Raw genomic sequence first — 26122 nt, 5'->3', positions numbered from 1 at the left:
TATGCTCAATGTGTTAAATTTACACAAACCAATTAAACAAACCAGATAATGACATCAAGACGTTCGTTCCTTAAAAGCGGTGCAGTACTTTCTGCCGGCATGCTAATGGCTCCTGAGTTATTTGCAGCCAAAAAGAAAAATTATATAGGCGTGCAGTTGTATACCGTACGTGATGCAATGGCCAAAGACCCGGTTGGCACTTTGCAAAAAGTGGCTAAAGTTGGCTTTAACTCGGTGGAGGGGGCAACTTATACAGGTACCCAAACATTTTACGGAATGTCTCCGGCTGAGTTTAAAAAAGTACTGAGCGATAATGGCCTCATCATGCCAAGCGGGCACTTTATGCTGGGCGAAGGTATGCCTAACACAAAAGGTACCATTATTAACGACTGGCAGAAAGCCGTTGATGATGCGGCCGCCGTAGGATTAAAATACATGGTTTGCGCTTATTTGCTCGACAATGAACGCGGTACGCTTGATCATTATAAAGGAACCGCTGAAAAATTGAACAAGGCAGGCGAAATAACAAAAAAGGCAGGTATACAACTATGTTACCATAATCACGATTTCGAATTTGCATCCCAGGATGGTAAATATCCTTACGATGTTTTGCTTACCGCTACTGATGCCGACCTGGTTAAAATGGAAATGGATATCTACTGGATGTACCGCGCCAAGCAAGACCCAATAGCGATGTTCAAAAAACACCCGGGCCGTTTCCCGCTATGGCATGTAAAAGATATGGATAACACGCCAAAACAAATGTTTACCGAAGTGGGAAATGGCGTAATACCTTTCAAAGATATTTTTGCTCACTCAAAAACCGCAGGTCTTAAGTATTTCTTTAACGAGCAGGATATTTGCCCTGGCGATCCATTTGTAAGTATTACTAAGAGCTATAATTATATCAAGGCGAATAACTTTCATGTATAAGTTATAGATACATTAAACAGGCCATGCTAACCGCATGGCTTTTTTATTTATGGTTATTTGTAGTTGAAGTTACATTGCAATGAGGTATTTATTGCAATTCTTTGACTTTTAGTACAGTATAGTCAAAATTAATTTATTGTTAATCAATCGATTGAATAATCGTGACATTAAGATGAAAAATGATATGTTCTTTGATGCTTTACTTTGCGGCGTGCTAATTAAAAAAAGCACCATCTAAATTTAAAAGATCATGAAAAGAACATTAAAAATCGCAACATTAATTTTGGCTTTAGCAGGCTTTACCTATACTGCAAAAGCGCAAACAGCAACTACTACAACTAAAAGCGGTGTACGTTATAGCATTGGTGTAGAAACAGGTATCCCTGTAGGTAATTTCAATGACGTATCTAAATGGAACCTTGGTGGTTCGGTACAGGCAGATATCCCTGTTGCTAACCAGGTTTTTGTAACTGTAAACGCTGGTTACAACAATTTTTTTGGCGAAACCGTTGGCAACATCGAATATAACAATGTACAACTGTTGCCAGTAAAAGCTGGTGTAAAATATTTTCCTGTTCAGAACTTTTACATCCAGGGCGAAGCGGGTGCTGCATTCCTGTTGAACAAGGCAGATACTTTCAATGATAAATCAGCTGCATTTTTATGGGCTCCTCAAATAGGTGTTCAATTCCCTGTAAGCGCAAGCGGTAACTTCATTGATGCAGGTATCCGTTACGAGTCTACATCTAACTATATAAGTAATATAGATAGCAAAGTTCAGTTTGTAGGCCTGCGTTTAGCTTACGGGTTCTAAAATAACATCTACCTGTTAAAAACAAAAAAAGAGGCTTATGGCCTCTTTTTTTGTTTTTATACATCCGTTGGTTGTAAGCAGTTAAAATTATTCTGATTATTTAGCAATATTTGTACTTTAAGCATTGATAACATACATTTACCGGTAAACCGTAATTTGCTGATATGAAAAAAATACTCATCATTGATGATGAAGTGAACGTAGGGCTGTTATTGTCTAAGTTTCTTACCCGAAATGGCTTTGAGGTAAGTACTGCTGCAAACGGCAGTGCAGGGATGGAGTGTCTGAAAAAAGAAGAGTATAACCTTGTTCTGTGCGATTTTAGGCTGGAGGATACCGATGGCCGGGAAATGCTTAAAAATATCAAAAGCCTGTATCCCACAACCGGGGTTATCATTATTACAGGATACTCGGATATTAAAATGGCAGTAGAGCTTATAAAGATGGGTGCTTATGATTATATTACTAAGCCGCTTTATCCGGATGAGATTTTAAACACCATTAACAAAGCGATAGAAACGCAATATGCTTTACAGGAAAGCAGCACGAACGATTACGGCAATGCCAAACCTGCCGGCGCCAAAGAAATTAAAAAGCAGGTACTTACCGGCGAGTTTGTTGTGGGCACAAGCAAAGCCTCTAAAGAGCTTTACAGGCAGATAGAGTTAGTTGCGCCAACCAATTACAGCGTTATAATTTTGGGCGAAAGCGGCACGGGTAAAGAGTCGGTAGCCAAAAGCATACACATGAACAGTCCGCGCGCCAATCAACCCTTTGTAGCTATGGATTGCGGTTCGCTAACTAAAGAATTGGCCGCAAGCGAGTTTTTTGGCCACGAAAAAGGATCATTTACAGGTGCGCTGTATACCAAGATAGGCCACTTTGAAATGGCTAATGGCGGCACCTTGTTTTTGGATGAGGTGGGTAACCTGTCTTATGAAATACAGGCGGCGCTTTTACGTACCGTTCAGGAACGTAAGGTAAAACGTATCGGCAGTACAAAAGAGATAGACCTGGATGTACGAATTATTATTGCTACCAATGAGAACCTTCAGGATGGTATAACCAAGGGCCGTTTTCGTGAAGATCTGTACCATAGGTTTAATGAGTTTAGCATATATATGCCGCCCCTGCGTGATCGGGGCAATGATATTATAATGCTTGCCGAGCACTTCCTGAAGGTAGCTAACCAAGAACTGGACAGGAACGTTAGCAGCTTTGCGCCCGAAGTTATAGAATGCTTTACCAATTACCGCTGGCCGGGGAATATTCGCGAGCTGAAGAATGTTGTCCGCCGGGCGACTTTACTTAGCGAAGGCAACGAGGTTACTATGAAGTCGTTACCATTGGAAATCTCAAACTTCAGGGTTTCATCTTTTGAACCATCGGCCCAGCCGGTAGGTACAGATGCCAAAGAGCCAAAACACGACCTGAAAAACGCGGCACTTGGCGCCGAACACGAAACCATACTGCGTGTTTTACGCGAAGTTAATTTCAATAAAACCAAGGCGGCTGAAATACTGAATATCGACAGAAAGACCCTTTATAATAAAATGAAGGCCATTAACCTGAAATAAAATGGCAGCTGATAACATTTTTTCGATAACGGAAGATGACTTGTTTAAATTTAAACATGATATAAAAAACCAGCTATCCAACATACAACTTGCTTTAGAAGGCCTGAAATTTGAGTGTGAAGATACGAATGAAGACTTGCAGCTTTATATAAGCAGCCTGAGCGAATCGGCACGTAAAATTGATATTTTGATTGATAATTTTAAGTAGATAACTTATTAAGCGCTAAAACTTTTTGGCGCTTTTTTGTTTATACAGCATAAAGCCTTTACCCGGATAACGCATGTCCATTTTTAATTATAAGCAGCGTAACAATATCATACTTGTAAGTATTATTGTGTTAGGCTGCTTTTTACTTTATGCACTCAGCGAGCTTTTTAGTTCGATACTCGGAGCAATTGTATTGTTCACCATTTTCCGGCCCTTTTTTTTATGGATGGTGGAGCGGCGTAAATTTAACCGTGCGCTGGCGGCTGTAATTGTAATAGTGATATCACTTGTGGTTATCGTAATTCCGTTCCTTTCATTAAGTATTATGGTGATAGGTAAAATTGCCAGCATTAACCGCGATACGATCCCGATAGACAAGTGGACGCAAAAAATTGATGAGTTTACAGCAGCTAACATTGGGCAACCCCATTTTGCAGAAAGCACGCTTCAAAAGCTGGGCGCTTATGTAGCCGATCTTTTTCCGTCCATTTTAAGTGGCGCCGCTAATATTGTACTTACGCTGCTGGTAATGTACTTTTTGCTTTATTTTATGTTTGTACAGATGCGCGAGTTTGAGCTTGGTTTGCTTAAGTACGCTCCGTTTAGAGAGCAGCACGCGCTTAAATTTGCCACAGAGCTGCGCAACTCTACCTACTCAAATGTTTTAGGGCAGGGAATAATTGCATTAACACAGGGCGCACTGCTTGCCAATGGCTTCTGGATATTTCATATCCCTGACCCGATATTCTGGGGGGTGATAGGTGCTTTTATATCATTCTTACCGGTAGTGGGCGCCCCTACGCTTTGTATACCTGCAAGTATTGTTTTATATGCCAACGGCGACAGGATACAAGGGGTAATCCTCTTGCTTTATGGCATCCTGTTTATCGGGAACGTAGATAATGTATTGCGTATGCTTATTAACAGGCGTATTGGTAATACCCACCCCATAATTACCGTTATAGGAGTGTTTATAGGCTTACCGCTGTTTGGTATACTTGGTTTGGTTTTCGGGCCGGTGTTGCTTTCATATTTCTTATTATTGCTGGAAATTTATGAGACCAACCGCATGGCTGCAGATCGGCTTGAGCGCATCAGGACAGGGCCGGAGTTGCCTTAAATCGGCTCCTTTTTAGCTAATGTATTCAACTTATTTAATAATTAATAAAACAAATATTCAACTTAAAAATTAATACAATTATGAATGATAACACAAAAGTGGTAGTTGCGCTGCTGGCAGGAATAGCGGCTGGTGCAGCATTAGGAATATTATTTGCCCCTGATAAAGGTTCCGATACACGCGACAAATTATCAGAATCATTAAACAACCTTGGCGACAGCATCAAAGAAACAGCAGCAGCTGAAATTGATAAACTGGTAGGCTTAAAAGACAAGGTTGTTGAAAATATTAAAAATAAAGTGAAGGGTGCCGAAGAAGAATATCAGGACGACCTGGAACACGCGTAATTAACTGCCCTGCGGCTATCAGCTAACCCGGTGCTAAAAAATTAACATGGAACCAGAAAAACAACAAGAAACAGTACGACCGATAATAGATCAGCTTAAAGAGTATGCTGAAACGCGCTTTAAACTCATTAAATATGAAGTGATTGAGCGAGGCACATCCATTGTTGCTGATATTATAACTGATATCATTATAGTGATATGTGGAGTGCTGGCCTTTTTGTTCGCCAGTTTTACACTGGCGTTATGGCTGGGCGATGTGTTAAACTCATACTGGAAAGGCTTTGGATGTGTAACGGCATTTTATCTGCTTATCGCAATTGTGATAGCCGTTGCCAAGCGTGGTTTTGAAAGACCAATTATAAATATGATGATACGTAAGCTATTTAAATAATGATGGAAACACCAATCAGAAATATACACGAGCTGCAGGTGGAGATAGGCAGGCTTAAAAATCTGGAGCACGAACAGGCAGTTGCATTAAAGACCCGGTTTAGCGGGCCTTCGGCTATATTTTCTACAGTGCTTTCGTTGTTTCCAGGGTCGGCTACTGTTGATGGCATAAAAGGCGCCGGTTTTTTTAAACAGGATTTTTTAGGGATGCTTTCACGCTTTTTACTGCCTTTAACGCTTAATAAAACCTTGTTCCGTAAATCAAATTTCCTGGTGAAAACAGTGGTTGGTATCTTGTCGCAAAAGGCATCAGGTTATATCAGCGAAGACTCTGTATCCAGCGTTTGGGGCAAAGCCAAAGGGTTATATAACAGCATTTTTAAAAAGAAAGATAAAAAAGAAGCAGAGATAGAGATAGTGGTGAAAGAGTCGCCTGTTTATGCTCAGTCAAAAGTTTGACGGGTTCTGTTGAGAAACACAACCTTAAAGGGATATACCGAAATAGTATATCCCTTTTGTTTTGTATTTTTGCCCGGTTTATGGGAAAAGATAAATTAAGGCGCTTTGCCGAGATACAAACGTTTGATAACGTTTTACAATTAGATGCAGGTAAACCTTTAAAAGGTAACTGGGCGGCTGGCTTTTTTAAAAACAGCAATCCGGTGGTGTTAGAGCTGGCGTGCGGTAAGGGTGAATACACCGTCAACCTGGCGCGCATGTTTCCAGGCAAAAATTTTATAGGGATCGATTATAAAGGTAACCGCATCTGGAGAGGCGCAAAAACCGCTTTGGAAGATGGGGTAAGCAATGTAGGGTTTTTACGGATCCAGATAGAAAATCTTTTGGATTATTTCGCAGAGGGGGAAGTTGATGAAATATGGATTACTTTCCCGGACCCCCAGCCACAGTTGAGCCGTGAAAAAAAGCGCCTTACATCCCCACGGTTTTTAGAGAAATATAAAGTTGTACTTAAACCGGGCGGTTTTGTAAATTTAAAAACAGATAACGACGGGTTGCATGCTTACACAGCCGAAAAGGTAGAAGAACTGGGATTAAACCTGCATGTTAAAACCGAAGACCTGTATCATTCTGAGTATGCAGATGAGGTATTATCTATAAAAACCTACTACGAAAAAAAATACCTGGAGCATAACAAGAACATCAACTATATTAAATTCTCATTTTGAACCATGGCAGCGGACTACAACTTTTTTGATAACGTTTACGACGTAGTCCGCCAGATACCTAAAGGGAGGGTAACTTCTTATGGAGCTATAGCCGCTTACCTGGGGGCCAGGCGCTCATCAAGGGTTGTGGGCTACGCCATGATGGCTTGCGGAACAGTAAACCCTCCAGTGCCTGCGCACAGGGTTGTGAACCGCAACGGCCTGCTGACCGGTAAGTTTCATTTCGGTGGAGATACTATGCAACAACTACTGCAGAACGAAGGGGTAGAAGTGGTAGATAACCAGGTGAAAAATTTTAAAGCGCTTTTCTGGGATCCGTCTGTAGAGCTTGCCCTTTAACTTATCTGTTAATCTGCAGTAACTCCATGCGGTTGCCAAACGGATCTATAAATGCAAACCGGCGACGGCCCGGAATAACGGGCTCTTCAACTATTTCAACACCTGCCTTTTCAAGATGACGGCGTGCCGCATCAACATCTGTTACTTCAAGGGCGGTGTGGCGGATAGATCGGGGCAAAGCGTCTTCAACCCCAATGTGCAGCTGTACATCGCCAATATCAAACCAGTATCCTGCTGAGGAAAACAAATGATCGGGCCTGTCGATAAGCTTTAAACCTAATACGTCGGTATAAAATAGCTTTGCCTCTTCAAGCCGTTCAGGCGCAACGCAAACATGGAAATGATCCAGGCGTTTAAACGTGATCATAGTACATCGTTATTGAAATAAGTAAACTAAACCAGCTTGTATTCCAGGGATTTCGGCGCTCCAAAGCGTGTAATTAGTGATAGCTGTTGGAAGTATGTAGCCTCCATAGATCTGGAAATTTTTACCCATCTGAACACCTGCTTTTATCGGAATGGTGATATAGAAGCTTTCAAAATCTAAATTGTTTTCAGTCCTGGAAGATCCGTCTGCGTAATTACTTTGATAGTGCTGATTGTTAAATGAACTGAAATTCATATTTACACCCACATCAACATATATTTTAAACCTATCTGTTGAATAAAAATTATAAAGCATTTGCGGGGTAAGTGATACAAGAGTTTGCTTAAACTTAAGGCTTCTTATAACGATATTTTGATTAAAACTGTTCAATACCCGGCCTTCACTAAGGTTGAATGAACTTAGCGTTAAAGCCGCCTCTAATCTAAGCACCGTCTTTTCTGTTCGTTTATTAAATAAATAATCAATTCCGGCAGATAACATTGGCGATAATGAGGTTGCTGTTTTTCCGTTAGAGAACGGAGCATTATCGCCGCTAAATTTAAGACGGGCATTAGTGACCCCTGCGCCAACAAAATACCTTACGCTGGTATTGTCAACAACCGTCTGTGTATCCCAAGCATCACCATTTAACCTGATTATAATTGGACTTAGATACCTGATATTATAATTAGCATTTGCAATTAATTGTTTAAGTTTTGCATCATTTGGCTGATAGATAGCGGCCAAATTTAGCAACTGGGGGATATATTTGTTTGAGTTAACAATCATTCGGTTTTCTTCGTTCAAAAACAAATATTGCTTTAATGGAGTAATTGTTGCTTTTTGTTTTTCACCAATATAAAAAATTACCTTTTCAAACGTTTCCAGCTCATATAAGGTTAATTTACTCCCATTTACGCGCACCCTCAAAAAAACAGTATCGATAATTGCCGAAGTATCAACGCTTGCTGGCAAGCGAGATAAAGTTATAGGGCTGGTACTAACACTAACGACAGCTCTATCATAATACTCAATACCCGTGATTCCAAATCCGTTTGCTGTGTTAACAGTATATGTTTTGGCAGCTTGGTCAAGTGTAGGCTTAAAAGATATCTGTTTAGGATTTTTGTTCCATTCCCGGTAGTCAATATACCCTTTTATGGTGTCGTTTTTTGCATCTAAAATATAACCCTGTTTAAAATTGCTTTGAGCGGTAGCTAAGTGGCAGGTAAATAAAGTGATAAGCAGTGTGCAGTAAAAATATTTCATGTATAAAGTTTAGTGCCGCGAAGATAGTTTTTTCCGGACACTAAACCATTGCTATGCAAATATTACGACCCGTGCTCTGCAAAGGTTATAACGTAATTGTTATTATCAAGTATAGAAAACTCTGTCGCCCCGTAAAAGGTAGTTTCTAAACCTTTCAACACAGTCACCTGATCTTTTATCTTGTCAAAATAATCGTGGATATTTTTAAGACTGATATATAATAACAAAGAGCCGCCGTCAGTACGGCTGATTGCAGGTAAGTCGTCACCCAGGCTTTCCATTGTCTGGAACATAATGGTTACAGCGTTGTTGGTCATCATTGCCCATACCAGGTTGCTGCCATCCTCGGGTACTGTTGTTACGGTTTCAAAACCTAAGATTTTATAAAACCCGATAGTTGCATCCATGTCGCTGACAAAGATATTTGGTGATAAACTTTCCATAGTGATTGCTAATGATGTGGTAAATTTATGATTTATCCGCCTGCATCAAAACAAAACATTTATACCTTTAATCCCATAATTTAGTGTTACTGGTTGTGTGATTCAACAATAATTCACTAACTCAATCATGATAAGCCTATGGGACAATTAATAAACGATTTTGAAGCCTATCGTACTAAAATGAACGATAGGATTATGGAAACTGCCAACACCAATATTAAACGCTTTTTTGCGCTGGATACTACCACATATGCTGAAGGCGCCCTTGATGTGAAAACCAAAGAAATGCTTGGCCTTGTAGCATCAATGGTACTGCGCTGCGACGACTGTATTAAATACCATCTCGGCAAATGCCATGAGGCCGGGGTAAACCATGATGAAATGAACGAGGTATTCATGATCGCCAACCTGGTTGGCGGCTCGATAGTTATCCCTCATTATCGCCGGGCGGTGGAGTATTGGGATGAGCTGAATGGATTGTGAAAGTTTGTATAACATCTTATAGTATGCGTAAGCCTAATGCCAATATGTATGTGCCGATTGATCTGGCTGCTGTTTGCTCAGTAGCCTTTATATTATTGTTGCTTTACTTGAGCATGGCAAGATTTGAGTTACAAGACCCTGTAACAATAAACCTTCCTGAAACATCTGGGTATGAGTGTACTTTAAGTCCTATTGGTGATGCCATCATAACTATAGGGCAAGGAAAGATTTTCTTGACAATTCCTCCTGCTATTCGTAGGAACGTGCTTTTAAAACTTGGGAGCAAACATCATATTACTTTTACGCCCGGACAAATCAATCAGTTTCAAGGCATTCGATTTATCGGTATGTCCCTCGCAGATTTCGGCAGTGAAAACTTAACCAATAATAATAAGGGAATAAATATTTCAAACAACGAGTTGGCCGATTGGATACATTTTGCAGACAGAGAGTATCATAGAAATTTTGAAAGAAGAATGCAATTTGCAATTAAAGCTGATAAAACTACGCTTTATCCTGAGATCAAAAGAATTATGACGGCGTTGCGTAATCAAAAAATAAACAGAATATCCTTTATTATCGCTACAAAATTTACAGATAATGACTAACAACTTAACCCGCTGCTCCTGGTGCGGTACCGACCCGCTTTATATGGAATATCATGATAAAGAATGGGGTAAAACCACGCATGATGATAAAGTGCTTTTTGAGTTTTTAACGCTTGAGGCAGCACAGGCTGGCCTGAGCTGGATCACGATCCTTCGCCGGCGGGAAAATTACCGCAAGGCTTTTGCTGATTTTGATGTACAAAAAGTGGCCGCCTTTGATTATAGGGATAAGGAGCGCTTGCTGAACGATGTAGGCATTATCCGCAACAGGTTGAAAATTGATGCTGCCATACGCAATGCACAGCTGTTTATAGAGGTACAGAAGGAATTTGGTTCGTTTAACAACTATCTGTACAGCTTTATGCCTGATGGTAAGCCCATCACAACCTATAACGGCCCGCAGGTAAGCACCCCGGAGTCCGATGCGATAAGCAAGGATATGAAAAAGCGCGGATTTAAATTTTTCGGAACAACCATTTGTTATGCGCACATGCAGGCTACCGGCATGGTGAATGACCATATACCTGAGTGTTCGTTTAGATAAATAATATCGAATAATAAACATCAATTTTAGAATGATGAAGTGTCTCATCATTCAACATTCGGAGTTCAGCGTTCGATATTAACATCACGAAATTGTACTTTTGAGTGGCCGCTGTAATTACTAATTGCATCGGTGCAATCTTTTATTATTTATGAAAAAGCTATTCCTTTTAGATGGTATGGCCCTGATATACCGGGCTCATTTTGCTTTAAGTAAAAGTCCGCGTTTTACATCGGGCGGTTTAAATACCTCTGCGGTTATGGGTTTTACTAATACGCTGCTTGATGTATTAAGAAAGGAAAAGCCAACCCATATGGCGGTGGTGTTTGATACCGATGCACCCACCGAGCGCCATACCGATTATGAGCATTACAAAGCCCATCGCGAGGCCATGCCCGAGGATCTGTCAAAAGCCCTGCCTTATATATTTAAAGTAGTGCTTGGCTTTAACATCCCGTTGATTACTTCAGACGGATATGAGGCAGATGACATTATAGGCACCCTGGCAAAAAAAGCAGAGGCCAAAGGATACCAGGTGTATTGTATGACACCAGATAAGGATTTTGCACAGCTCGTGTCAGAAAACATCAAAATTTACAAACCTGCCCGTATGGGTAACGATATGGAGATACTGGGCGTTGAGGAGGTTTGTAAAAAGTGGGAGGTTGAGCGTGTAGAACAGGTGATAGATATACTTGGCCTTTGGGGCGATGCGGTAGATAATATTCCGGGCATTCCCGGCATTGGCGAAAAAACTGCTAAGGCACTCATCAAACAATACGGCTCTGTAGAAAATATCATTGCCAACAGCCATGAGTTAAAGGGCAAGCTTAAAGAGAACGTTGAAAAGTATGCCGAGCAGGGTTTGCTATCCAAAAAACTGGCCACCATTATGCTTAACGCACCGGTAGAGCTGGACGAAGCCGGGTTGGAGATGTGCGCGCCAAGCAAGGACCTGTTAGAGCCGCTTTTTGCTGAACTGGAGTTCAGGACCTTAGGGCGGCGTGTATTTGGCGACGACTTCAGCATTACCGAAACCCGCGCCGTATCTGTACAAACCGACTTGTTTGGTAACCCTGTTGCCGATGGCCGCACAACGCTGGAAGTTGAGGTACAGGACCTTTATGAGCCGCCTACCCCGGTTGAAGTTAAAAACATCAACACCGTTGAGCATGATTATATCCTTGCCGATAGTTTTGAAAAACGCGCCGAACTGATCAATGTACTTAAAGCGCAAAAGAACATTTGCTTTGATACCGAAACTACCGGTACAGATGCTAACTTTTGCGAACTGGTAGGCTTGTCATTCGCGGTAAAACACCACCAGGGCTGGTATGTGCCGGTGCCCGCTAATGAAGCTGAGGCTAAAAGCATTGTAGCTGAGTTTAAGCCGGTTTTTGAGGATGAAAGTATCACCAAGACAGGGCAGAACCTCAAATTTGATATCCTGATGCTGAAATGGTATGATATTGAAATGAAAGGTGACCTTTTTGATACCATGATGGCGCATTATGTTATCGACCCGGATACCCGCCACAACATGGATATCCTCTCAGAAAACTATCTGAACTATAAACCGGTTTCCATCACCGAGCTGATTGGCCCCAAAGGAAAAAACCAGGGCAACATGCGCGATGTAGAGATTGAGAAAATAAAAGATTACGCTGCCGAAGATGCTGATGTTACTTTACAATTGCGCACAGTATTCGAGCCAAAGATAAAAGAGGTGGAAGCCGAAAAATTGCTGCATGAAATAGAAAACCCGCTGATTTATGTTTTGGCGGATATTGAGCACGAAGGCGTGAAGATTGATGATAATACACTGCGTGAGTTTTCAAAGGAACTGGAAACCGATATAGCCAAACTGGAGAAAACGGTGTATGAAAAAGCAGGCGTGCGCTTCAATATCGCATCACCAAAGCAACTGGGCGAGGTGCTGTTTGAAAAACTAATGCTTGACCCAAAAGCGAAAAAAACCAAGACTGGCCAGTATCAAACGGGCGAGGATGTGCTGCTGTCTTTAGCTGCTAAAAGCGATATTGTAAGGGACATCCTCGATTTCCGTCAGCTGCAAAAGTTGAAATCTACTTACGTTGATGCGCTGCCAACAATGGTGAATGCCAAAACAGGCAGGGTACACACTTCGTACAATCAGGCAGTTGCAGCAACCGGGCGCTTAAGCTCTAACAACCCTAATCTGCAAAACATCCCCATCCGTACCGAGCGGGGCAGGGAAGTGCGTAAAGCATTTATTCCGAGGGATGAAAATCATATCATCGTATCTGCCGACTACTCACAAATTGAATTACGCATCATTGCCGAAATAAGCAAGGATCCTAATATGTGCCAGGCATTTACAGATAATGTAGATATCCATACCGCAACCGCAGCAAAAGTTTACGGTGTTGAGCTGGACGCCGTGGACAGCACCCAGCGCCGTAACGCCAAAGCGGTAAACTTTGGTATTATTTATGGGCAGTCGGCTTTTGGTTTATCACAAAACCTGGGCATCCCCCGCAAGGAAGCAGCCGAGATCATTGAACAATACTTTGCCCAATACCCGGGTATTAAACAGTATATGAGCGATACCATGAACTTTGCACGCGAGAATGGCTACGTGTATACCTTAATGGGCCGCCGCCGCTACCTGCGCGATATCAATTCGGCCAACGCAACCGTACGCGGTTTTGCTGAGCGAAATGCCATTAACGCGCCTATACAAGGCTCCGCCGCGGATATGATCAAGATAGCCATGATCAACATCCACCGGGAGTTTAAAGCAAAAAAAATGGCCTCAAAAATGACCATGCAGGTGCATGACGAGTTGGTGTTTGACGTAGTAAAGGAAGAACTGGAAATAGTAAAGCCCATTATTGTAGAGAATATGAAGAACGCCATTAAAACCGAAGTGCCTATAATGGTTGAGATAGGTACTGGCGCTAACTGGCTGGAGGCGCATTAATTATTCACTATTGTTATTAAAATAACTTGCTAAGGCAGAGCCGTCATTATTGATATGGGACTCTGCCTTCATTTTTCAATTGCTTTTTTTACTTATTACCCTCAACTTCGCAGTCCGGTATTTCAAATGCAATTAAGTAAAAGGAGCATTAATCATCGGTGCAACAACAAAACAATGGAATCATACAATATTAAAATAGCACAGGAACTTGCCGTTGGCAGCAAACAGGTGGCGGCAACAATTGCCTTGCTTGATGAAGGCGCAACCGTTCCGTTCATATCACGTTACCGTAAAGAGCTTACCGGCAGTTTAGATGAGGTGCAGGTGGCCGCCATCCGCGATCGGGTACAGCAACTGCGCGACCTGGATAAACGCCGCGAGGCCATATTGAAATCACTTAGCGATTTAGGCAAACTTACTGACGAGTTGCAGCAGCAAATCAACCTGGCTGAAACCATGGTAGCTTTAGAGGATATTTATTTGCCATACCGCCCTAAACGCAAAACCCGCGCAACCGCGGCCCGCGAAAAAGGTTTACAGCCATTGGCCGATGCCATACTCGCCCAAAAAACTTTTGATGTTGAGGACGAAGCCGCTAAATATATCGACCAAGAAAAAGGCGTAAAAGACAGTGCCGAAGCTTTGGCCGGTGCACGTGATATTATCGCGGAATACATCAGCGAAAACGCCGAAACACGTGCCTTGATGCGTAATTTGTTTACAGAGAAAGGTGTTTTTGAATCGAAAGTTATTCCCGGTAAAGAAGAAGAGGGGATTAAGTACAAAGATTATTTCGATTGGACGGAACCTGTTAAAACCGCACCCTCTCACCGCGTGCTGGCCATGCGCCGCGGCGAAAAGGAGGAGATCCTTTGGTTGGATATCAAGCCTGCCGAAGAAGATGCGATCGACCTGTTAGAACGTGAATTAGTAAGCGCCAATAACCAGGCTGCAACACAGGTTAAGTTAGCAATTGCAGATGGCTATAAGCGGCTGCTAAAACCATCTATGGAAACGGAGATACGCCTGCTTACCAAAAAGAACGCGGATGAAGAGGCGATCCGGGTATTTGCAGAGAACGCCCGCCAGCTTTTACTGAGCGCTCCGCTTGGCCAAAAGCGCATGATGGCTATCGACCCGGGTTTCCGTACAGGATGTAAGGTGGTCTGTTTAGATGAACAGGGCAAGCTGCTGGAGTATACAGCAATATTCCCGCATACCGGCGCAGGACAGGCCCGCGAAGCGGAAAAAACAGTTGAGCACTTATTTCAAAAATATAATATTGAGGCCATAGCCATTGGCAACGGCACTGCCGGTCGCGAAACAGAGGTGTTTGTTCGTAAACTTAATCTGCCTGGGGCTACCATTGTAATGGTGAATGAAAGTGGCGCTTCTATCTACTCGGCTTCAGATGTAGCCCGCGAGGAGTTTCCGGATCAGGATGTTACCGTACGCGGGGCAGTATCTATCGGCCGCCGCTTGATGGACCCGCTTGCGGAGCTGGTTAAGATCGACCCAAAATCAATAGGCGTTGGCCAGTACCAGCATGATGTGGATCAGAACAAATTGCAAGCCTCGCTGGATGACACGGTTATCAGTTGCGTAAACGCGGTTGGGGTTGAGTTGAACACGGCATCGAAACAAATATTGGCTTACATATCAGGCCTTGGTCCGCAGTTGGCCCAGAACATTGTTGATTACCGCAACCAGAACGGTGCGTTTAAAAGACGCGACCAGTTAAAAAAAGTGGCCCGCCTGGGAGACAAGGCGTTTGAGCAGGCCGCAGGCTTTTTACGTATCCGCGGGTCAGAAAATCCGCTTGATGAAAGCGCTGTACACCCCGAACGCTATGCTTTAGTGGAGCAAATGGCGGCCGATCTGAAATGCAGTGTACGCGACCTGATGCGCGACCAGAAGCTGCGTAGCTCTATCCCCTTACAGAAGTATATTTCTGATACCGTTGGATTGCCAACGCTTAACGATATCATAGCCGAGCTGGCAAAGCCCGGCCGCGACCCGCGTGAACAGTTTGAAGCATTTAGCTTTACCGAGGGCGTTAATGAGATTACCGACCTTAAAGTGGGCATGAAACTGCCGGGTATTGTAACCAACATTACCAACTTTGGCGCATTTGTAGACATCGGCGTTCATCAGGATGGCCTGGTACACTTAAGCCAGATAACCAACCGCTTTATTAAAGATGCTAACGAGGTGCTTAAGGTACATCAGAAGGTTGAGGTGACTGTTACCGAGGTTGATGTGAACCGCAAACGTATCTCGCTCAGCATGAAGGATAATGAGAAGCGCGAACCGGCCGCCAATCGCCCGCGTAATGATCGGCCGGGAAATAAACCATCTAATCAGCGGCAACCCTCAAGGCAGGAGCCTGAAACAGATATGGCGCTTAAATTAGCCGCATTGAAGAGTAAGTTTAAATAAAATGGAAAAGGGCCACTGTACGTGGCCCTTTTCTATTTTATTTCTTTACAACCGGCTCTTTAAGGTTGGTGCCCTCCGTTTTTTGCCGTTTTGCCCGCATTTTCAGGTTCAGCATTTCAACCAGTACAGAGAATGCCATGGCAAAATATATGTAGCCTTTAGGGATATGCTGTTCCAACGCTTCGGCTAATAAAGATACGCCGATAAGCAGCAGGAAGGAGAGGGCCAGCATTTTTACCGTCGGGTGTTTGTTCACAAAGCTGGCTACACCGGCAGATGCCCACACCATAATGCCTACGGCTATAACTACGGCCGCTATCATGATCTCTACATGCTGTGCCATACCCACAGCGGTAATTACCGAGTCGAGCGAAAAAACGATATCCAGCAGCATGATCTGGAAGATGGTAGCCCAGAAGGAGTGTGGCTTAACATTTTCATCGCCTTCTTCATCCCCCTCAATTTTATGGTGTATCTCTGCGGTACTTTTATATATCAGAAATAATCCTCCAATGAGAAGTATCAGGTCCCGGCCGGATATGGCCAGTTTTTCAACCCATTCAGGGTCTGTCGCGCCTACGATACCAGCAAGGTTGAACAGTGGGGTTGTAAGCTTCATTACCCAGCTAATGGCAAGCAATAATAATATCCGGGTAATCATGGCCATAGCCAGCCCAAGCTTTCTACCCTTATTTTGTTGATCTTTAGGTAATTTGTCTGATAAAATGGATATAAATATCACATTATCAATCCCTAAAACAATCTCTAAAAAAGTAAGCGTTATTAGGGATATCCACGCTTCCGGGTCGGTAAATATTTCCATTGAAGATGTAAAGTTTAGGGCTAAAATAGCAAAACCCCTGCCGTTGTAGCAAGGGTTTTACAATTAGCTTTATTTGAAGCCGGTTATTTGATCTTTATCTCTGCAAAACGGGCGTTCACTACTACATTAGGGCCACTGTTATTGCGGCCAACATAGCCCTTGTAATTCTTGGTTTGAGAAAAACCGCGTTCATCATCAGACGGCGACCTGGTAATTACTTTAACCTTATCATCGTTGTAATTGAAGCTGCCAAGCCTTGTAGTTACATCGAAGTTGAAATTAAGCGACTCATTGAAGTCCAGATCAACGCGGGTATTAGAAGCATTGATATTCACACTTTTTACCGATTTATCGATATTACCTATGCTTAAACCATCGCCAAACTTTATGCTGATATCTGCAGAGCTCTTTAGTTTATCAATGCTTACATCAGAAAAACTGAAGGATGCAACGCCGTTATCAATAGTGCCTGCCTTAAATTTACTGAACTCCACCTTTAGCCTCGCTCCATTAAAAAAAGCAATGGTTGATGGGTTATCCTGCGAGAATTTAATACTTACATCGTTTTGCGCATTGGTTAACTGCTGCGCAGTTAAAGCCCCAAATTGTACCCTTAGAGTTGCCTTGCCGCTGAGGCTGGGCAAAGTAACCGGCCCAAATTTGTTATCTATATCAAGCGCGTTGCCGGCCGGCATATAAACGTTATAGTCTATTGACATTTGCTGGCGGGTATCGCCGCCTTTGTGCTTATTGCTCCAGGTGCTGGTTCTGAAAGATACCACTGATCCGTTTTTACTATCAATTATGTTTGTACCATCAAACATTTCATCCACTATTGAGGCATTGTCTGAAGAAAACTTCATGGTAACATCTACCCTGAATTCGTTTTTGTTCCAGGTGTTAACTGTTATTTTGCCAAAGCGGTTGCTAATCTGTAAAACGTCATTGCCATCCACACTATAGCTCTTGCTATAAGTTTTTGTACGTTCAGTCAGTTCTCCATTGGCTAATTTTTCTTTGTACTCATCGGCAGACATGTTGCTGATACTGCAGTCCGAATTAAATGTCCCCTCAGGAATAACATCTGAAAAGCTGCCCGAAAAGTTTTTATTAAGGTCTTTTCCAAAATCCTTAAACTCGGCATTAAACTTTTTACTGAAATCTCTCATGTTGAGCGCTACCTGCTTGCTTTGCTCCACAGAAAGCTTAGCCATTTGCTTGCTCAGGCCGTCCATTTTTACTTTCAGGTCGGCCATGCTTTGCTTAAATTTTTCTTTATCAAAGGTTTGATCGTACTTATACCCTTTGGGAGGTAAGGGAGGTGTTGGCGGCACCACCTGTGCAGCGGCAGCCGCACAAAAGGCCATCAGCACCATTGCTGTAAATAAGGCCTTGTTAAATATCTTTTTCATTCTGTTGGTTTTTACTTTGATTGAATTGCTGTATCACGCTCAATTGCTGATTAAGCACTTCGGTTTGTAATTGCAGGTTGCGGATCATGGCCCTTAAAACACGTTCCTGGTTAGGGCTGGTTGCTAACTCTGTATTTAGCTTTTTGTAAATAGACTGCATCCTGATGATATCGCTGTTAAACTCCTGGTACAGCTGCGGGTCAAACTTGGCTATTTCCTTTAGTTCAGTCTTCTGTTCTTCTATTACCGATACCAGGTGCATTTGCTGTTTGGCATAGGCCGGATTAATATCGGCCAGGTCAACGCCGTTGTTAGATTTCTGGTTTTTAAGATAAAGCACAAACCCTAAACCCATAACAATGATTACCGATGCGGCAACTTTTATTACAAAACCCAGCGAGAACGTTTTGGCCTCACGTTTCTTTGGCTGCTGTTCCTGCTGTTTATCCCAGGCATCAAGTTCCATTGAAATGTTGTTCCAGATATCTTCGCGTGGTTCTAAATCGTCAAACTCCTCGCGGTTCCGGCTGATGAAATCTTCTAATCGCTTGCTCATTTCCTTATTCCTTTCTTTTTCAAAATTTCACTTAGTTTCCTTTTTGCTCTTAAAAACTGTGTCCTTGATGTGTTTTCGCTTATGTTCAATATTTGTCCTATTTCTTCGTGATCGTATCCCTCTATTAAATATAGCGATATTACCACACGGTAGCCTTCAGGTAGTTCCTTCATGGCTTCTTTGATCTGGGCTACCTGGTATTGTACATCCTCATCATCCCATGGCTCTTCATCGGGTACATTATCCAGTTGGCCGTCTTCAATTTCCACCAGTTCTAATCTTCTTTTGCGCAAAAGGTTGATAGAACGGTTAACTACAATCTGTTTAAGCCATAAACCAAAAGTGGTTTCCTGCCTGAAGTCTTTGAGCTTGGCAAAAGCGTCTACAAACGATTCCTGCAGCACATCTTCAGCTTCGCCGATATTGCCTACAATCCTGAAGGCCACATTCAGCATGGCTTTAGCATATAGCCGGTAAAGCTCGTAGCAGGCTTTTTTACTGCCCTGCTTACACTCCAGTACCAGATTGTAATGTTTGTCTACGTATACAGCTTCCAATTTTATGACAGGTTTCAGGTTAAATGACGCAGGCTATTTAACAACGTTGCACAAGAGGTGGGAAAAAAGTTGTCTGAATCAAAATTTACAGAGTCGTCTGAACTCGAATTTAAAGAATTAAAGAAGTAACAGAATCTTAACCGATAAAATTGCGGAATCGTCTGAACTTGAATTTAAATAATTGACAGATATTTAATTGATAAAGTTTGTGGAGAACAATCGGTTGGAATTAAAAGTTCAGGCAATTCTTTAATTCTTTAAATTCGAGTTCAAACATTTGATGAAATTCTTTAATTCTGTAAATTCTGATTCAGACAACCTTCAAATACTCCTCAATCGCCTCCACGGCCCGCTCATAGCGCTCTGGCCCGGTGCCGGAGATCACTTTGTAATTGGCGTTAAGTGCTTGCAGTTCTTTGTGCCAAACTTCCAAAAAATGTTCGCGCAGGTTGGGGAAGTCGCGCAAGGGGTCGTCCTGCCAGGGCAGGTCTATATCCAGTAACAGGTAAAGGTCATACTTATGTTTTGGCAACTCATCGATAACTTCCTGCGGGGAACGACCGAATATCTGGTCGCTCCATATTTTAACGGTAATAAAGGTAGTATCGCAAATAAGCAGCTTGTTGGCTTGTGGCAACAGTTCCTTTTCAAGGTCCAGCTGCCCGTAAAACATATTGATTTCATCCTGCCAGGTAGGCGGGGCTATAAGCTTTTCGCAATACCCACGGGCATACTCGGGCACCCAAACGGTATGGTAATGCCTGGCTAAAAATGCCGACATGGTTGATTTGCCTGTCGACTCGGGGCCTACTACAGCTATTTTTATAATATCAGGTGCCAAGATCTTTAATTTTTAATTGATGATAATTTATATTCCTTTTTCCAATCCAGGTAACCCATTGCGGCTATTACAACATAAACAGCATACATTGCTGCCGTTAAGTGTAAGCCCTTAACCAGGTAAACGCCAACATACACTACATCTACAAATACCCATATCAGCCAGTTTTGCAAAACCTTACGCGCCAGGAATACCTGTGCAACCAGGCTGCAGGCTGCTAAAAAGCTATCGAGGTAGGGAAAAGATGCAGGGGTGTATTTTAATACCGTACCCAGCAGGAATGTGCATGCGGTTATAGCAGCGGCTGATAACCAGATCTCTTTCAAAGTTATTTGCTTAACCGGTACCTTTACCTGCATAGATGCCCGGCTCCAATACCACCAGCCGTAAATATTCATGCATAAAAAGTAAACCTGTAAACCCATATCGGCAAACAGCCGGGCTTCAAAAAATATAAATAGGTAAAGGGATACGCTGATGATGGCGAATGGCCAGTTCCAGATGTTGTTTTTTGCGGCAAGATAAACGCATAACAAGCCGGTGACAACGGCAATTACTTCCAGCCAGTTTTGGTGCTGCCACCAGTTTTGCAATCCGTCTATTATCTGCACGCGGGTAAATATAATAAGCTTATTATAAAAAGTAATAGCACCCGTTAAGGTGCTATTACTTAATAATTATTTGTTACCATATTTTCACCCGCTTATCCGGATCTATCCACATTTTATCGCCTTTTTTTATGCCGAATGCCTGGTAAAATTCGGGCACATCGCTGAATGGGCCGTTCACGCGCAGAAAATCCGGAGAGTGTTCATTGGTGAGTATCTGGCTGGATAGCGATTCTTTCCTGCTTTGCCCCAACCAGCCCAGGGCGTAACCTAAAAAGTAACGCTGTAAAGGGGTAAGCCCGTTAATGGTTTTTCCTTCTTTATACTGATCTGTCTTCTTAAAAGCATCAAGCCCGATAACGATCCCGCCAAGGTCGGCAATATTTTCGCCAAGGGTGGCTTTTCCGTTAATGTGCAGGCCATAAACGGTATAATTGTTAAATTGCTTAACCAGCACATCCGCACGTTGGGCAAATTTTGCTGAGTCCTGCGGCTGCCACCATGGTTTAAGGTTACCCTTTGCATCAAACTGGCGCCCCTGATCGTCAAAGCCGTGCGTAATTTCATGGCCTATGGTTGATGCCGCTGCGTAGCCGTATACAACAGCATCGTCAATATCTTCGTCTTTAGCCCATGGTATCATAAACATGGCTGCCGGCAGTACAATCTCGTTATTGGATGGGTTGTAATAAGCGTTATAGGTTTGCGGCGTCATGCTCCATTCGGTACGGTCAACAGGTTTACCCAGTTTGTCGGCATTGCGTTTATGCCAGTAGCGGTTACCGTTCATTACATTGCTGGCGTACGACGAGCGGTCTATCTCCAGGCTCGAGAAATCCTTCCATTTGTCGGGGAAACCAACCTTAGGATATACTTTCGCCAGCTTTTCATAAGCGCGGTCCTTGGTTGGCTGGCTCATCCAATCCAGTTTCTCTATGTGTTCTTTAAACGATGTGCGCACGGCTTCAACCAGGTCTGCGTAGCGTTGCTTCGTTTTTTCGGGGAAGTATTCTTTTACAAATATCTGCCCTAAAACCTCGCCCATCAGGCCGCTCTCGGTATCAAGCACACGTTTCCAGCGCGGCAATTGTGCCTTGCGGCCGCTGATAACCGTTCCATAAAACCTAAAGTTTTCTTCGTCAAAAGGTTTGCTCAGATTATCGCTGTATGATTCAACTAAGTTCTTGCGCAGGTAATTTTTCCAGTCATCAATACTATAAGCCGTCAGTGCCTTGCTTACAGCACGATAATATTCCGGCTGCCCTACTATAACTGTGTCTACACCTTTGTAGTCCATTGCCTCAAAAGTCGCCTTCCAATCAATGCCCGGCGAAAGTTTGCTTAAATTTTCAACCGGCATTTTATTGTAGTTGCGATAAGGGTCGCGCAGGTCTTCCAGTTTACGCGAGCTGTCTGCCAAAGATTTTTCGAGCGCATAAGTTTTTTTGGTAGCGGCAAGTGCGGCCTCGGGCGATAGCCCGATCAGTTTAAATACTGTTGGCAGGTGCTTTTGCTGATAATCGTTACGTATAGCCGTACTGTGCTCATCAGTATTAAAATAATAATCGCGGTTAGGCATGCCAATGCCCGATTGATAAAGCTGCAGCAATATCTTTTCGCTGTTCCTGTCGTCCTGTCCGGCATAAGCGCCGATAGGTGTATTTACTCCTATGGTTTCCAGGTGAGCAAACTCGGCAATCAATCCATTTATATCCTTAACAGCGTCAATTTTTTCCAGTTCGGGCTTTAATGGCTCAATACCCTGCTTTTCTATTTTAAGGGTATCCATGCCGGTGTAGTAAAAATCACCGATCTTTTGTGTGTTGCTGCCTTTTGAAGCATTAGCCTTTAAGGCGTCTTCATTTATTTTTTTCAGTTTATCACGCAGGTCGTCGTTCACTACATTGCCAATACCCCAGTAAGAGTAAGCCGCTGGTATTGGATTTTCCTTTAGCCATTTGCCGTTCGCATATTTAAAGAAATCGTCGCCGGGCTTTACACTTTTGTCAATATGCCCTATCAGTACGTCATGCTCAGCATAAGTTTTATCCCTATTTTTACATGCGCCTAAAAGCTGGCTGAGTACTACTAACGATACCAGGACACGCGATGTGTTCAAAATTGAAGTCATTTTATTTATTTGTATTAAATACGGTACATGAAGTGTATGGAAAAACAGAATAATATTTATTCTTATACATCTTTATATTATAATTTTTTTATAAAAATGTATTTAAGTAACGGCTTATACAAATTCTTATAAAAATAAACCCAAAAATATTGTTGTTTTTAGCCGGTTTTTAAAAAGGTGGTTAAACTTATAAATATGGTTTAAGGTATTCATTATCAAGCCTTATATCAATTAGTTTTGATTTTGGGTTAATAGTCTGGTAATAAAATGGGGTATATGCCATCCTTTTTATTAAAGCCACTATCACTATTAAAATAAATTATGGCTTACGTTTTGTTAAACCTTAATCGGTCCTGCATACATCTTTGAAAAAATTTCATCTACCTGTGAAAAATATTCTTTGAGTGTCAGGCTTAATTAGAATTCTCAGGCGCCCAAGTTGAGATGATCATGTTCTTTTATTTTGGGTTTAATCAATAGTTTAAATTAATTAGGGGAAAAGGGAGCTTCACAAGAGCTCTCTTTTTTTGTTATAATATTTTTACTATGCACGCATAGTACTTATATTTACTTTATGCAATTTGAATTATCTGAAGAACAAATAATGATACGCCAGGCGGCGCGTGATTTTGCCCAAAATGAGCTTAAGCCCGGCGTTATTGAAAGAGATGAACATCAAAAGTTTCCGGCGGAACAAATAAAGAAACTTGGCGAATTAGGCTTTATGGGCATGATGGTGTCACCGCAATATGGTGGCAGCGGCATGGATGCCATTTCTTATTCGCTGGTAATGGAAGAGTTATCCAAAATAGATGCCTCTGCATCGGTTGTGGTATCTGTAAATAACTCTTTGGTTTGTTATGGATTGGAAAAATATGGCAGCGAAGAACAGAAACAAAAATACCTGGTACCATTAGCAACAGGCGAAGTGATAGGCGCTTTTTGCCTGAGTGAACCTGAAGCCGGATCTGACGCTACTTCTCAGCGGACTACCGCTGTAGACATGGGCGACCACTATTTACTTAATGGCACCAAAAACTGGATAACCAATGGCAGCACGGCATCTACCTACATAGTAATGGCACAAACAGATCCAGATAAAAAACATCGGGGTATCAACGCGTTGATCGTTGAAAAAGGGATGGAAGGTTTTACCATCGGGCCTAAAGAAAACAAGCTGGGCATACGCGGATCAGACACCCACTCATTGATGTTTACCGATGTTAAAGTGCCCAAAGAGAACCGCATTGGCGAGGAAGGGTTTGGTTTTAAGTTTGCCATGGCCACGCTTGAAGGTGGCCGGATAGGGATAGCCTCGCAAGCCCTGGGCATTGCCGCCGGTGCTTATGAACTTTCGGTGCAATATGCAAAGGAACGCCATGCGTTTGGCAAACCATTGGCCGACTTGCAGGCTATTCAGTTTAAACTTGCAGATATGGCTACCGAGATAGAAGCGGCACGTTTACTTTGCCATCGTGCAGCATGGCTTAAAGATAACGGCTTGCCTTATGCGCAAGCTGCTTCAATGGCAAAATTGTTTGCTTCTGAAACGGCTATGCGTACTACCATAGAGGCTGTGCAGATACATGGCGGCTATGGTTATGTAAAGGAATATCATGTAGAGCGCCTAATGCGTGACGCCAAGATCACCCAGATATATGAAGGAACGTCAGAAATTCAACGGATTGTAATTTCGCGCGAAGTATTGAAATAGTTTCACAGCTTTTGTTACTTTTGAAAAAGTATATAAAATTAGTCGACTATTTTTAAAATGATAAGAAAGACAATATTGAGCGCGGTACTGGTTGCTGCGCTATCTCACATAACATTAGCGCAAACCAAATTGCAAACGGGTGTTTGGCGGGGCGTTTTAAAAACGGCATCTGCTCAGGAGATCCCTTTTAACTTTGATGTGGTTAATGCTACCGGCAAGCAGGAGCTTTATGTAATTAACAGTACTGAACGTTTTAAGGTAACGGATATAAACGCTAAAGGCGACTCGGTATTTATAAAAATGCCTTTGTTTGACTCTGAGTTTCACCTAAAACATACCGGCAATACTTTAACCGGGCAATTTATAAAGCATCTTGGCGAAAAAGATGTGCCGATGGATTTTACTGCAACACCCGGCACCAACTGGCGTTTTTTTAAATCTCCGGCAAAAGGTAACCACAATGTCCAGGGGCGCTGGTCGGCTATATTTGGTGAAGGTGCCGAACGTGACACCACCGTTGGTGAATTTAAGCAAGCGGGGCAAAAGGTGACCGGCACGTTTTTAACTACTACCGGCGATTACCGTTTCCTGGAAGGTAGTATCAATGGCGACAGCCTCTACCTTTCATGCTTTGACGGTGGCCATGCTTTTTTATTTACAGCCGGGATAAGCGATAATAATACCCTGACTGATGGCAAATTTTATTCGGGGTTGACGGGTAAGGATGTATGGTCGGCTGTGCGCAATGAAAACGCCAGGCTGCCCGATGCCTACTCGCTGACGGCATTAAAGCCCGGCTATAAAAAGTTAGAATTTACCTTTAATGATCTTAACGGCAAACCGGTATCACTGGATGACGCGCGTTTTAAGAATAAAGTAGTTATTATTCAAATAATGGGTTCGTGGTGCCCTAATTGTATGGACGAAACCGCTTACATGGTAAAATACTATAAAAAGTATCAACCTAAAGGCGTTGAGGTGATCGGGCTGGCTTATGAGCGTACTACCGACTTTGCCAAATCCAAGCAAGCGGTTACCCAAGTTAAAAACAGGTTTAACATACCCTATCCTTTGCTGATAACCGGCTATACCAGCAATAAAGCGGAAACCGCTAAAAGTTTACCGGCGCTAACCAAAGTTGTAGGTTTCCCTACCACTATTATCATCGATAAAAAGGGTGATGTGCGTAAAATACATACAGGCTTCAGCGGCCCCGGTACCGGCGAGCACTATACCGAGTTTATCAGCGAGTTTGAAAAGCTGACAGATGATCTGCTGAAAGAAAAGTCGTAAAACTTGATAGCGGGGTAATTTAACTTAAGTATTTCGGTCATAGATGGTTACGGCTGTTTCAGCGTAGCTGACATGGTTGCGTCACCAGTATTTTAAAACATCTGATACATAGTGATTTATGTGTGTTCACGGTGTTCACCTGTGTGTTCGTGAACAC

The 26122-nt window shown here is 42.6% G+C and carries 27 protein-coding genes; 17 read left to right on the top strand and 10 right to left on the bottom strand.

Going from position 1 to position 26122, the window contains the following annotated elements; translation table 11 throughout:
• Positions 1-48 precede the first annotated feature (48 nt).
• The 10 genes from ACFQZX_RS15865 (at position 49) to ACFQZX_RS15820 (ending at position 6915) form a co-directional block, all read left to right on the top strand.
• Entirely contained in the window at positions 49-933 is an 885-nt protein-coding gene (locus ACFQZX_RS15865) for a TIM barrel protein (RefSeq protein ID WP_377117175.1), read from the top strand.
• A gap of 250 nt (positions 934-1183) precedes the next feature.
• Positions 1184-1747 (top strand): outer membrane beta-barrel protein, encoded by a 564-nt coding sequence (locus tag ACFQZX_RS15860; RefSeq protein WP_377117173.1) that lies wholly within the window; start codon positions 1184-1186, stop codon positions 1745-1747.
• Positions 1748-1911: 164 nt separating this feature from the next.
• A complete protein-coding gene (locus ACFQZX_RS15855) occupies positions 1912-3324 on the top strand; it encodes a sigma-54-dependent transcriptional regulator (RefSeq protein WP_377117171.1) in 1413 nt (470 codons plus the stop codon).
• A 1-nt stretch (position 3325) separates the two neighbouring features.
• Positions 3326-3532, top strand: coding sequence for a hypothetical protein (locus ACFQZX_RS15850; protein ID WP_377117169.1), 207 nt, complete (start codon positions 3326-3328; stop codon positions 3530-3532).
• A 73-nt stretch (positions 3533-3605) separates the two neighbouring features.
• A complete protein-coding gene (locus ACFQZX_RS15845) occupies positions 3606-4652 on the top strand; it encodes an AI-2E family transporter (protein WP_377117167.1) in 1047 nt (348 codons plus the stop codon).
• A gap of 80 nt (positions 4653-4732) precedes the next feature.
• A complete protein-coding gene (locus ACFQZX_RS15840; RefSeq protein ID WP_377117165.1) occupies positions 4733-4999 on the top strand; it encodes a YtxH domain-containing protein in 267 nt (88 codons plus the stop codon).
• 46 nt (positions 5000-5045) lie between these two features.
• Positions 5046-5390: a phage holin family protein gene (locus tag ACFQZX_RS15835; protein WP_377117163.1), complete on the top strand. Its 345-nt coding sequence runs from the start codon at positions 5046-5048 to the stop codon at positions 5388-5390.
• The gene (locus tag ACFQZX_RS15830; RefSeq protein WP_377117161.1) at positions 5390-5848 is read left to right on the top strand and encodes a hypothetical protein; all 459 of its coding nucleotides are present in this window, start codon (positions 5390-5392) and stop codon (positions 5846-5848) included. The genes ACFQZX_RS15835 and ACFQZX_RS15830 overlap by 1 nt, the downstream gene beginning before the upstream one ends.
• Positions 5849-5928: 80 nt before the next feature.
• The gene (trmB, locus tag ACFQZX_RS15825; RefSeq protein ID WP_377117159.1) at positions 5929-6576 is read left to right on the top strand and encodes a tRNA (guanosine(46)-N7)-methyltransferase TrmB; all 648 of its coding nucleotides are present in this window, start codon (positions 5929-5931) and stop codon (positions 6574-6576) included.
• 3 nt (positions 6577-6579) lie between these two features.
• On the top strand, positions 6580-6915 hold the full coding sequence (locus tag ACFQZX_RS15820) for an MGMT family protein (RefSeq protein WP_377117157.1): 336 nt from the start codon (positions 6580-6582) through the stop codon (positions 6913-6915).
• 1 nt (position 6916) lies between these two features.
• Here ACFQZX_RS15820 and ACFQZX_RS15815 read toward each other — a convergent pair whose 3' ends face one another.
• From ACFQZX_RS15815 to ACFQZX_RS15805, 3 genes are all read right to left on the bottom strand, one after another.
• Positions 6917-7282: a VOC family protein gene (locus tag ACFQZX_RS15815; RefSeq protein ID WP_377117155.1), complete on the bottom strand. Its 366-nt coding sequence runs from the start codon at positions 7280-7282 to the stop codon at positions 6917-6919.
• A 9-nt stretch (positions 7283-7291) separates the two neighbouring features.
• Positions 7292-8551: a hypothetical protein gene (locus ACFQZX_RS15810; RefSeq protein ID WP_377117153.1), complete on the bottom strand. Its 1260-nt coding sequence runs from the start codon at positions 8549-8551 to the stop codon at positions 7292-7294.
• A 62-nt stretch (positions 8552-8613) separates the two neighbouring features.
• Positions 8614-8994 (bottom strand): VOC family protein, encoded by a 381-nt coding sequence (locus ACFQZX_RS15805; RefSeq protein WP_377117151.1) that lies wholly within the window; start codon positions 8992-8994, stop codon positions 8614-8616.
• A 138-nt stretch (positions 8995-9132) separates the two neighbouring features.
• On the opposite strand from ACFQZX_RS15805, the gene ACFQZX_RS15800 reads away from it, so the two are divergent.
• The 5 genes from ACFQZX_RS15800 (at position 9133) to ACFQZX_RS15780 (ending at position 16030) form a co-directional block, all read left to right on the top strand.
• Positions 9133-9477 (top strand): carboxymuconolactone decarboxylase family protein, encoded by a 345-nt coding sequence (locus ACFQZX_RS15800; protein WP_377117149.1) that lies wholly within the window; start codon positions 9133-9135, stop codon positions 9475-9477.
• A gap of 23 nt (positions 9478-9500) precedes the next feature.
• Complete coding sequence (locus tag ACFQZX_RS15795) at positions 9501-10085, top strand: hypothetical protein (protein ID WP_377117147.1); 585 nt, start codon at positions 9501-9503, stop codon at positions 10083-10085.
• Positions 10078-10629 (top strand): DNA-3-methyladenine glycosylase I, encoded by a 552-nt coding sequence (locus ACFQZX_RS15790; RefSeq protein ID WP_377117145.1) that lies wholly within the window; start codon positions 10078-10080, stop codon positions 10627-10629. The genes ACFQZX_RS15795 and ACFQZX_RS15790 overlap by 8 nt, the downstream gene beginning before the upstream one ends.
• A 151-nt stretch (positions 10630-10780) precedes the next feature.
• On the top strand, positions 10781-13591 hold the full coding sequence (polA, locus tag ACFQZX_RS15785) for a DNA polymerase I (RefSeq protein ID WP_377117143.1): 2811 nt from the start codon (positions 10781-10783) through the stop codon (positions 13589-13591).
• Positions 13592-13765: 174 nt separating this feature from the next.
• Positions 13766-16030 carry a Tex family protein gene (locus tag ACFQZX_RS15780; RefSeq protein WP_377117141.1) on the top strand — a complete coding sequence of 755 codons (2265 nt, stop codon included), beginning with the start codon at positions 13766-13768 and terminating at the stop codon, positions 16028-16030.
• Between the two features lie 37 nt (positions 16031-16067).
• On the opposite strand, the gene ACFQZX_RS15775 is transcribed toward ACFQZX_RS15780, so the two are convergent.
• From ACFQZX_RS15775 to ACFQZX_RS15745, 7 genes are all read right to left on the bottom strand, one after another.
• Positions 16068-16853 carry a TerC family protein gene (locus tag ACFQZX_RS15775; RefSeq protein WP_377117139.1) on the bottom strand — a complete coding sequence of 262 codons (786 nt, stop codon included), beginning with the start codon at positions 16851-16853 and terminating at the stop codon, positions 16068-16070.
• Positions 16854-16936: 83 nt separating this feature from the next.
• Positions 16937-18265, bottom strand: coding sequence for a hypothetical protein (locus ACFQZX_RS15770; protein WP_377117137.1), 1329 nt, complete (start codon positions 18263-18265; stop codon positions 16937-16939).
• The gene (locus tag ACFQZX_RS15765; RefSeq protein WP_377117135.1) at positions 18249-18821 is read right to left on the bottom strand and encodes a hypothetical protein; all 573 of its coding nucleotides are present in this window, start codon (positions 18819-18821) and stop codon (positions 18249-18251) included. The genes ACFQZX_RS15770 and ACFQZX_RS15765 overlap by 17 nt, the downstream gene beginning before the upstream one ends.
• On the bottom strand, positions 18818-19378 hold the full coding sequence (locus tag ACFQZX_RS15760) for an RNA polymerase sigma factor (RefSeq protein WP_377117133.1): 561 nt from the start codon (positions 19376-19378) through the stop codon (positions 18818-18820). Before ACFQZX_RS15760 ends, ACFQZX_RS15765 begins: the two co-directional genes overlap by 4 nt.
• A gap of 310 nt (positions 19379-19688) precedes the next feature.
• The gene (locus tag ACFQZX_RS15755) at positions 19689-20159 is read right to left on the bottom strand and encodes an AAA family ATPase (RefSeq protein WP_377118603.1); all 471 of its coding nucleotides are present in this window, start codon (positions 20157-20159) and stop codon (positions 19689-19691) included.
• 65 nt (positions 20160-20224) lie between these two features.
• Positions 20225-20830: a nicotinamide riboside transporter PnuC gene (gene pnuC / locus ACFQZX_RS15750; RefSeq protein WP_377117131.1), complete on the bottom strand. Its 606-nt coding sequence runs from the start codon at positions 20828-20830 to the stop codon at positions 20225-20227.
• Between the two features lie 73 nt (positions 20831-20903).
• The gene (locus ACFQZX_RS15745) at positions 20904-22958 is read right to left on the bottom strand and encodes a M13 family metallopeptidase (RefSeq protein WP_377117129.1); all 2055 of its coding nucleotides are present in this window, start codon (positions 22956-22958) and stop codon (positions 20904-20906) included.
• Between the two features lie 574 nt (positions 22959-23532).
• Between ACFQZX_RS15745 and ACFQZX_RS15740 the strand changes: the two genes are divergently transcribed.
• Together ACFQZX_RS15740 and ACFQZX_RS15735 are read left to right on the top strand one after the other, a co-directional pair.
• Complete coding sequence (locus tag ACFQZX_RS15740; RefSeq protein WP_377117127.1) at positions 23533-24672, top strand: acyl-CoA dehydrogenase; 1140 nt, start codon at positions 23533-23535, stop codon at positions 24670-24672.
• Between the two features lie 57 nt (positions 24673-24729).
• Positions 24730-25965 carry a TlpA disulfide reductase family protein gene (locus ACFQZX_RS15735; RefSeq protein WP_377117125.1) on the top strand — a complete coding sequence of 412 codons (1236 nt, stop codon included), beginning with the start codon at positions 24730-24732 and terminating at the stop codon, positions 25963-25965.
• Positions 25966-26122: the final 157 nt, after the last annotated feature.

The sequence above is a fragment of the Mucilaginibacter litoreus genome, from assembly GCF_042676805.1.
GTDB lineage: Bacteria > Bacteroidota > Bacteroidia > Sphingobacteriales > Sphingobacteriaceae > Mucilaginibacter > Mucilaginibacter litoreus.
Note: the sequence above shows the minus strand (reverse complement) of the source record. Positions and strands in the feature narration are given on the sequence as shown.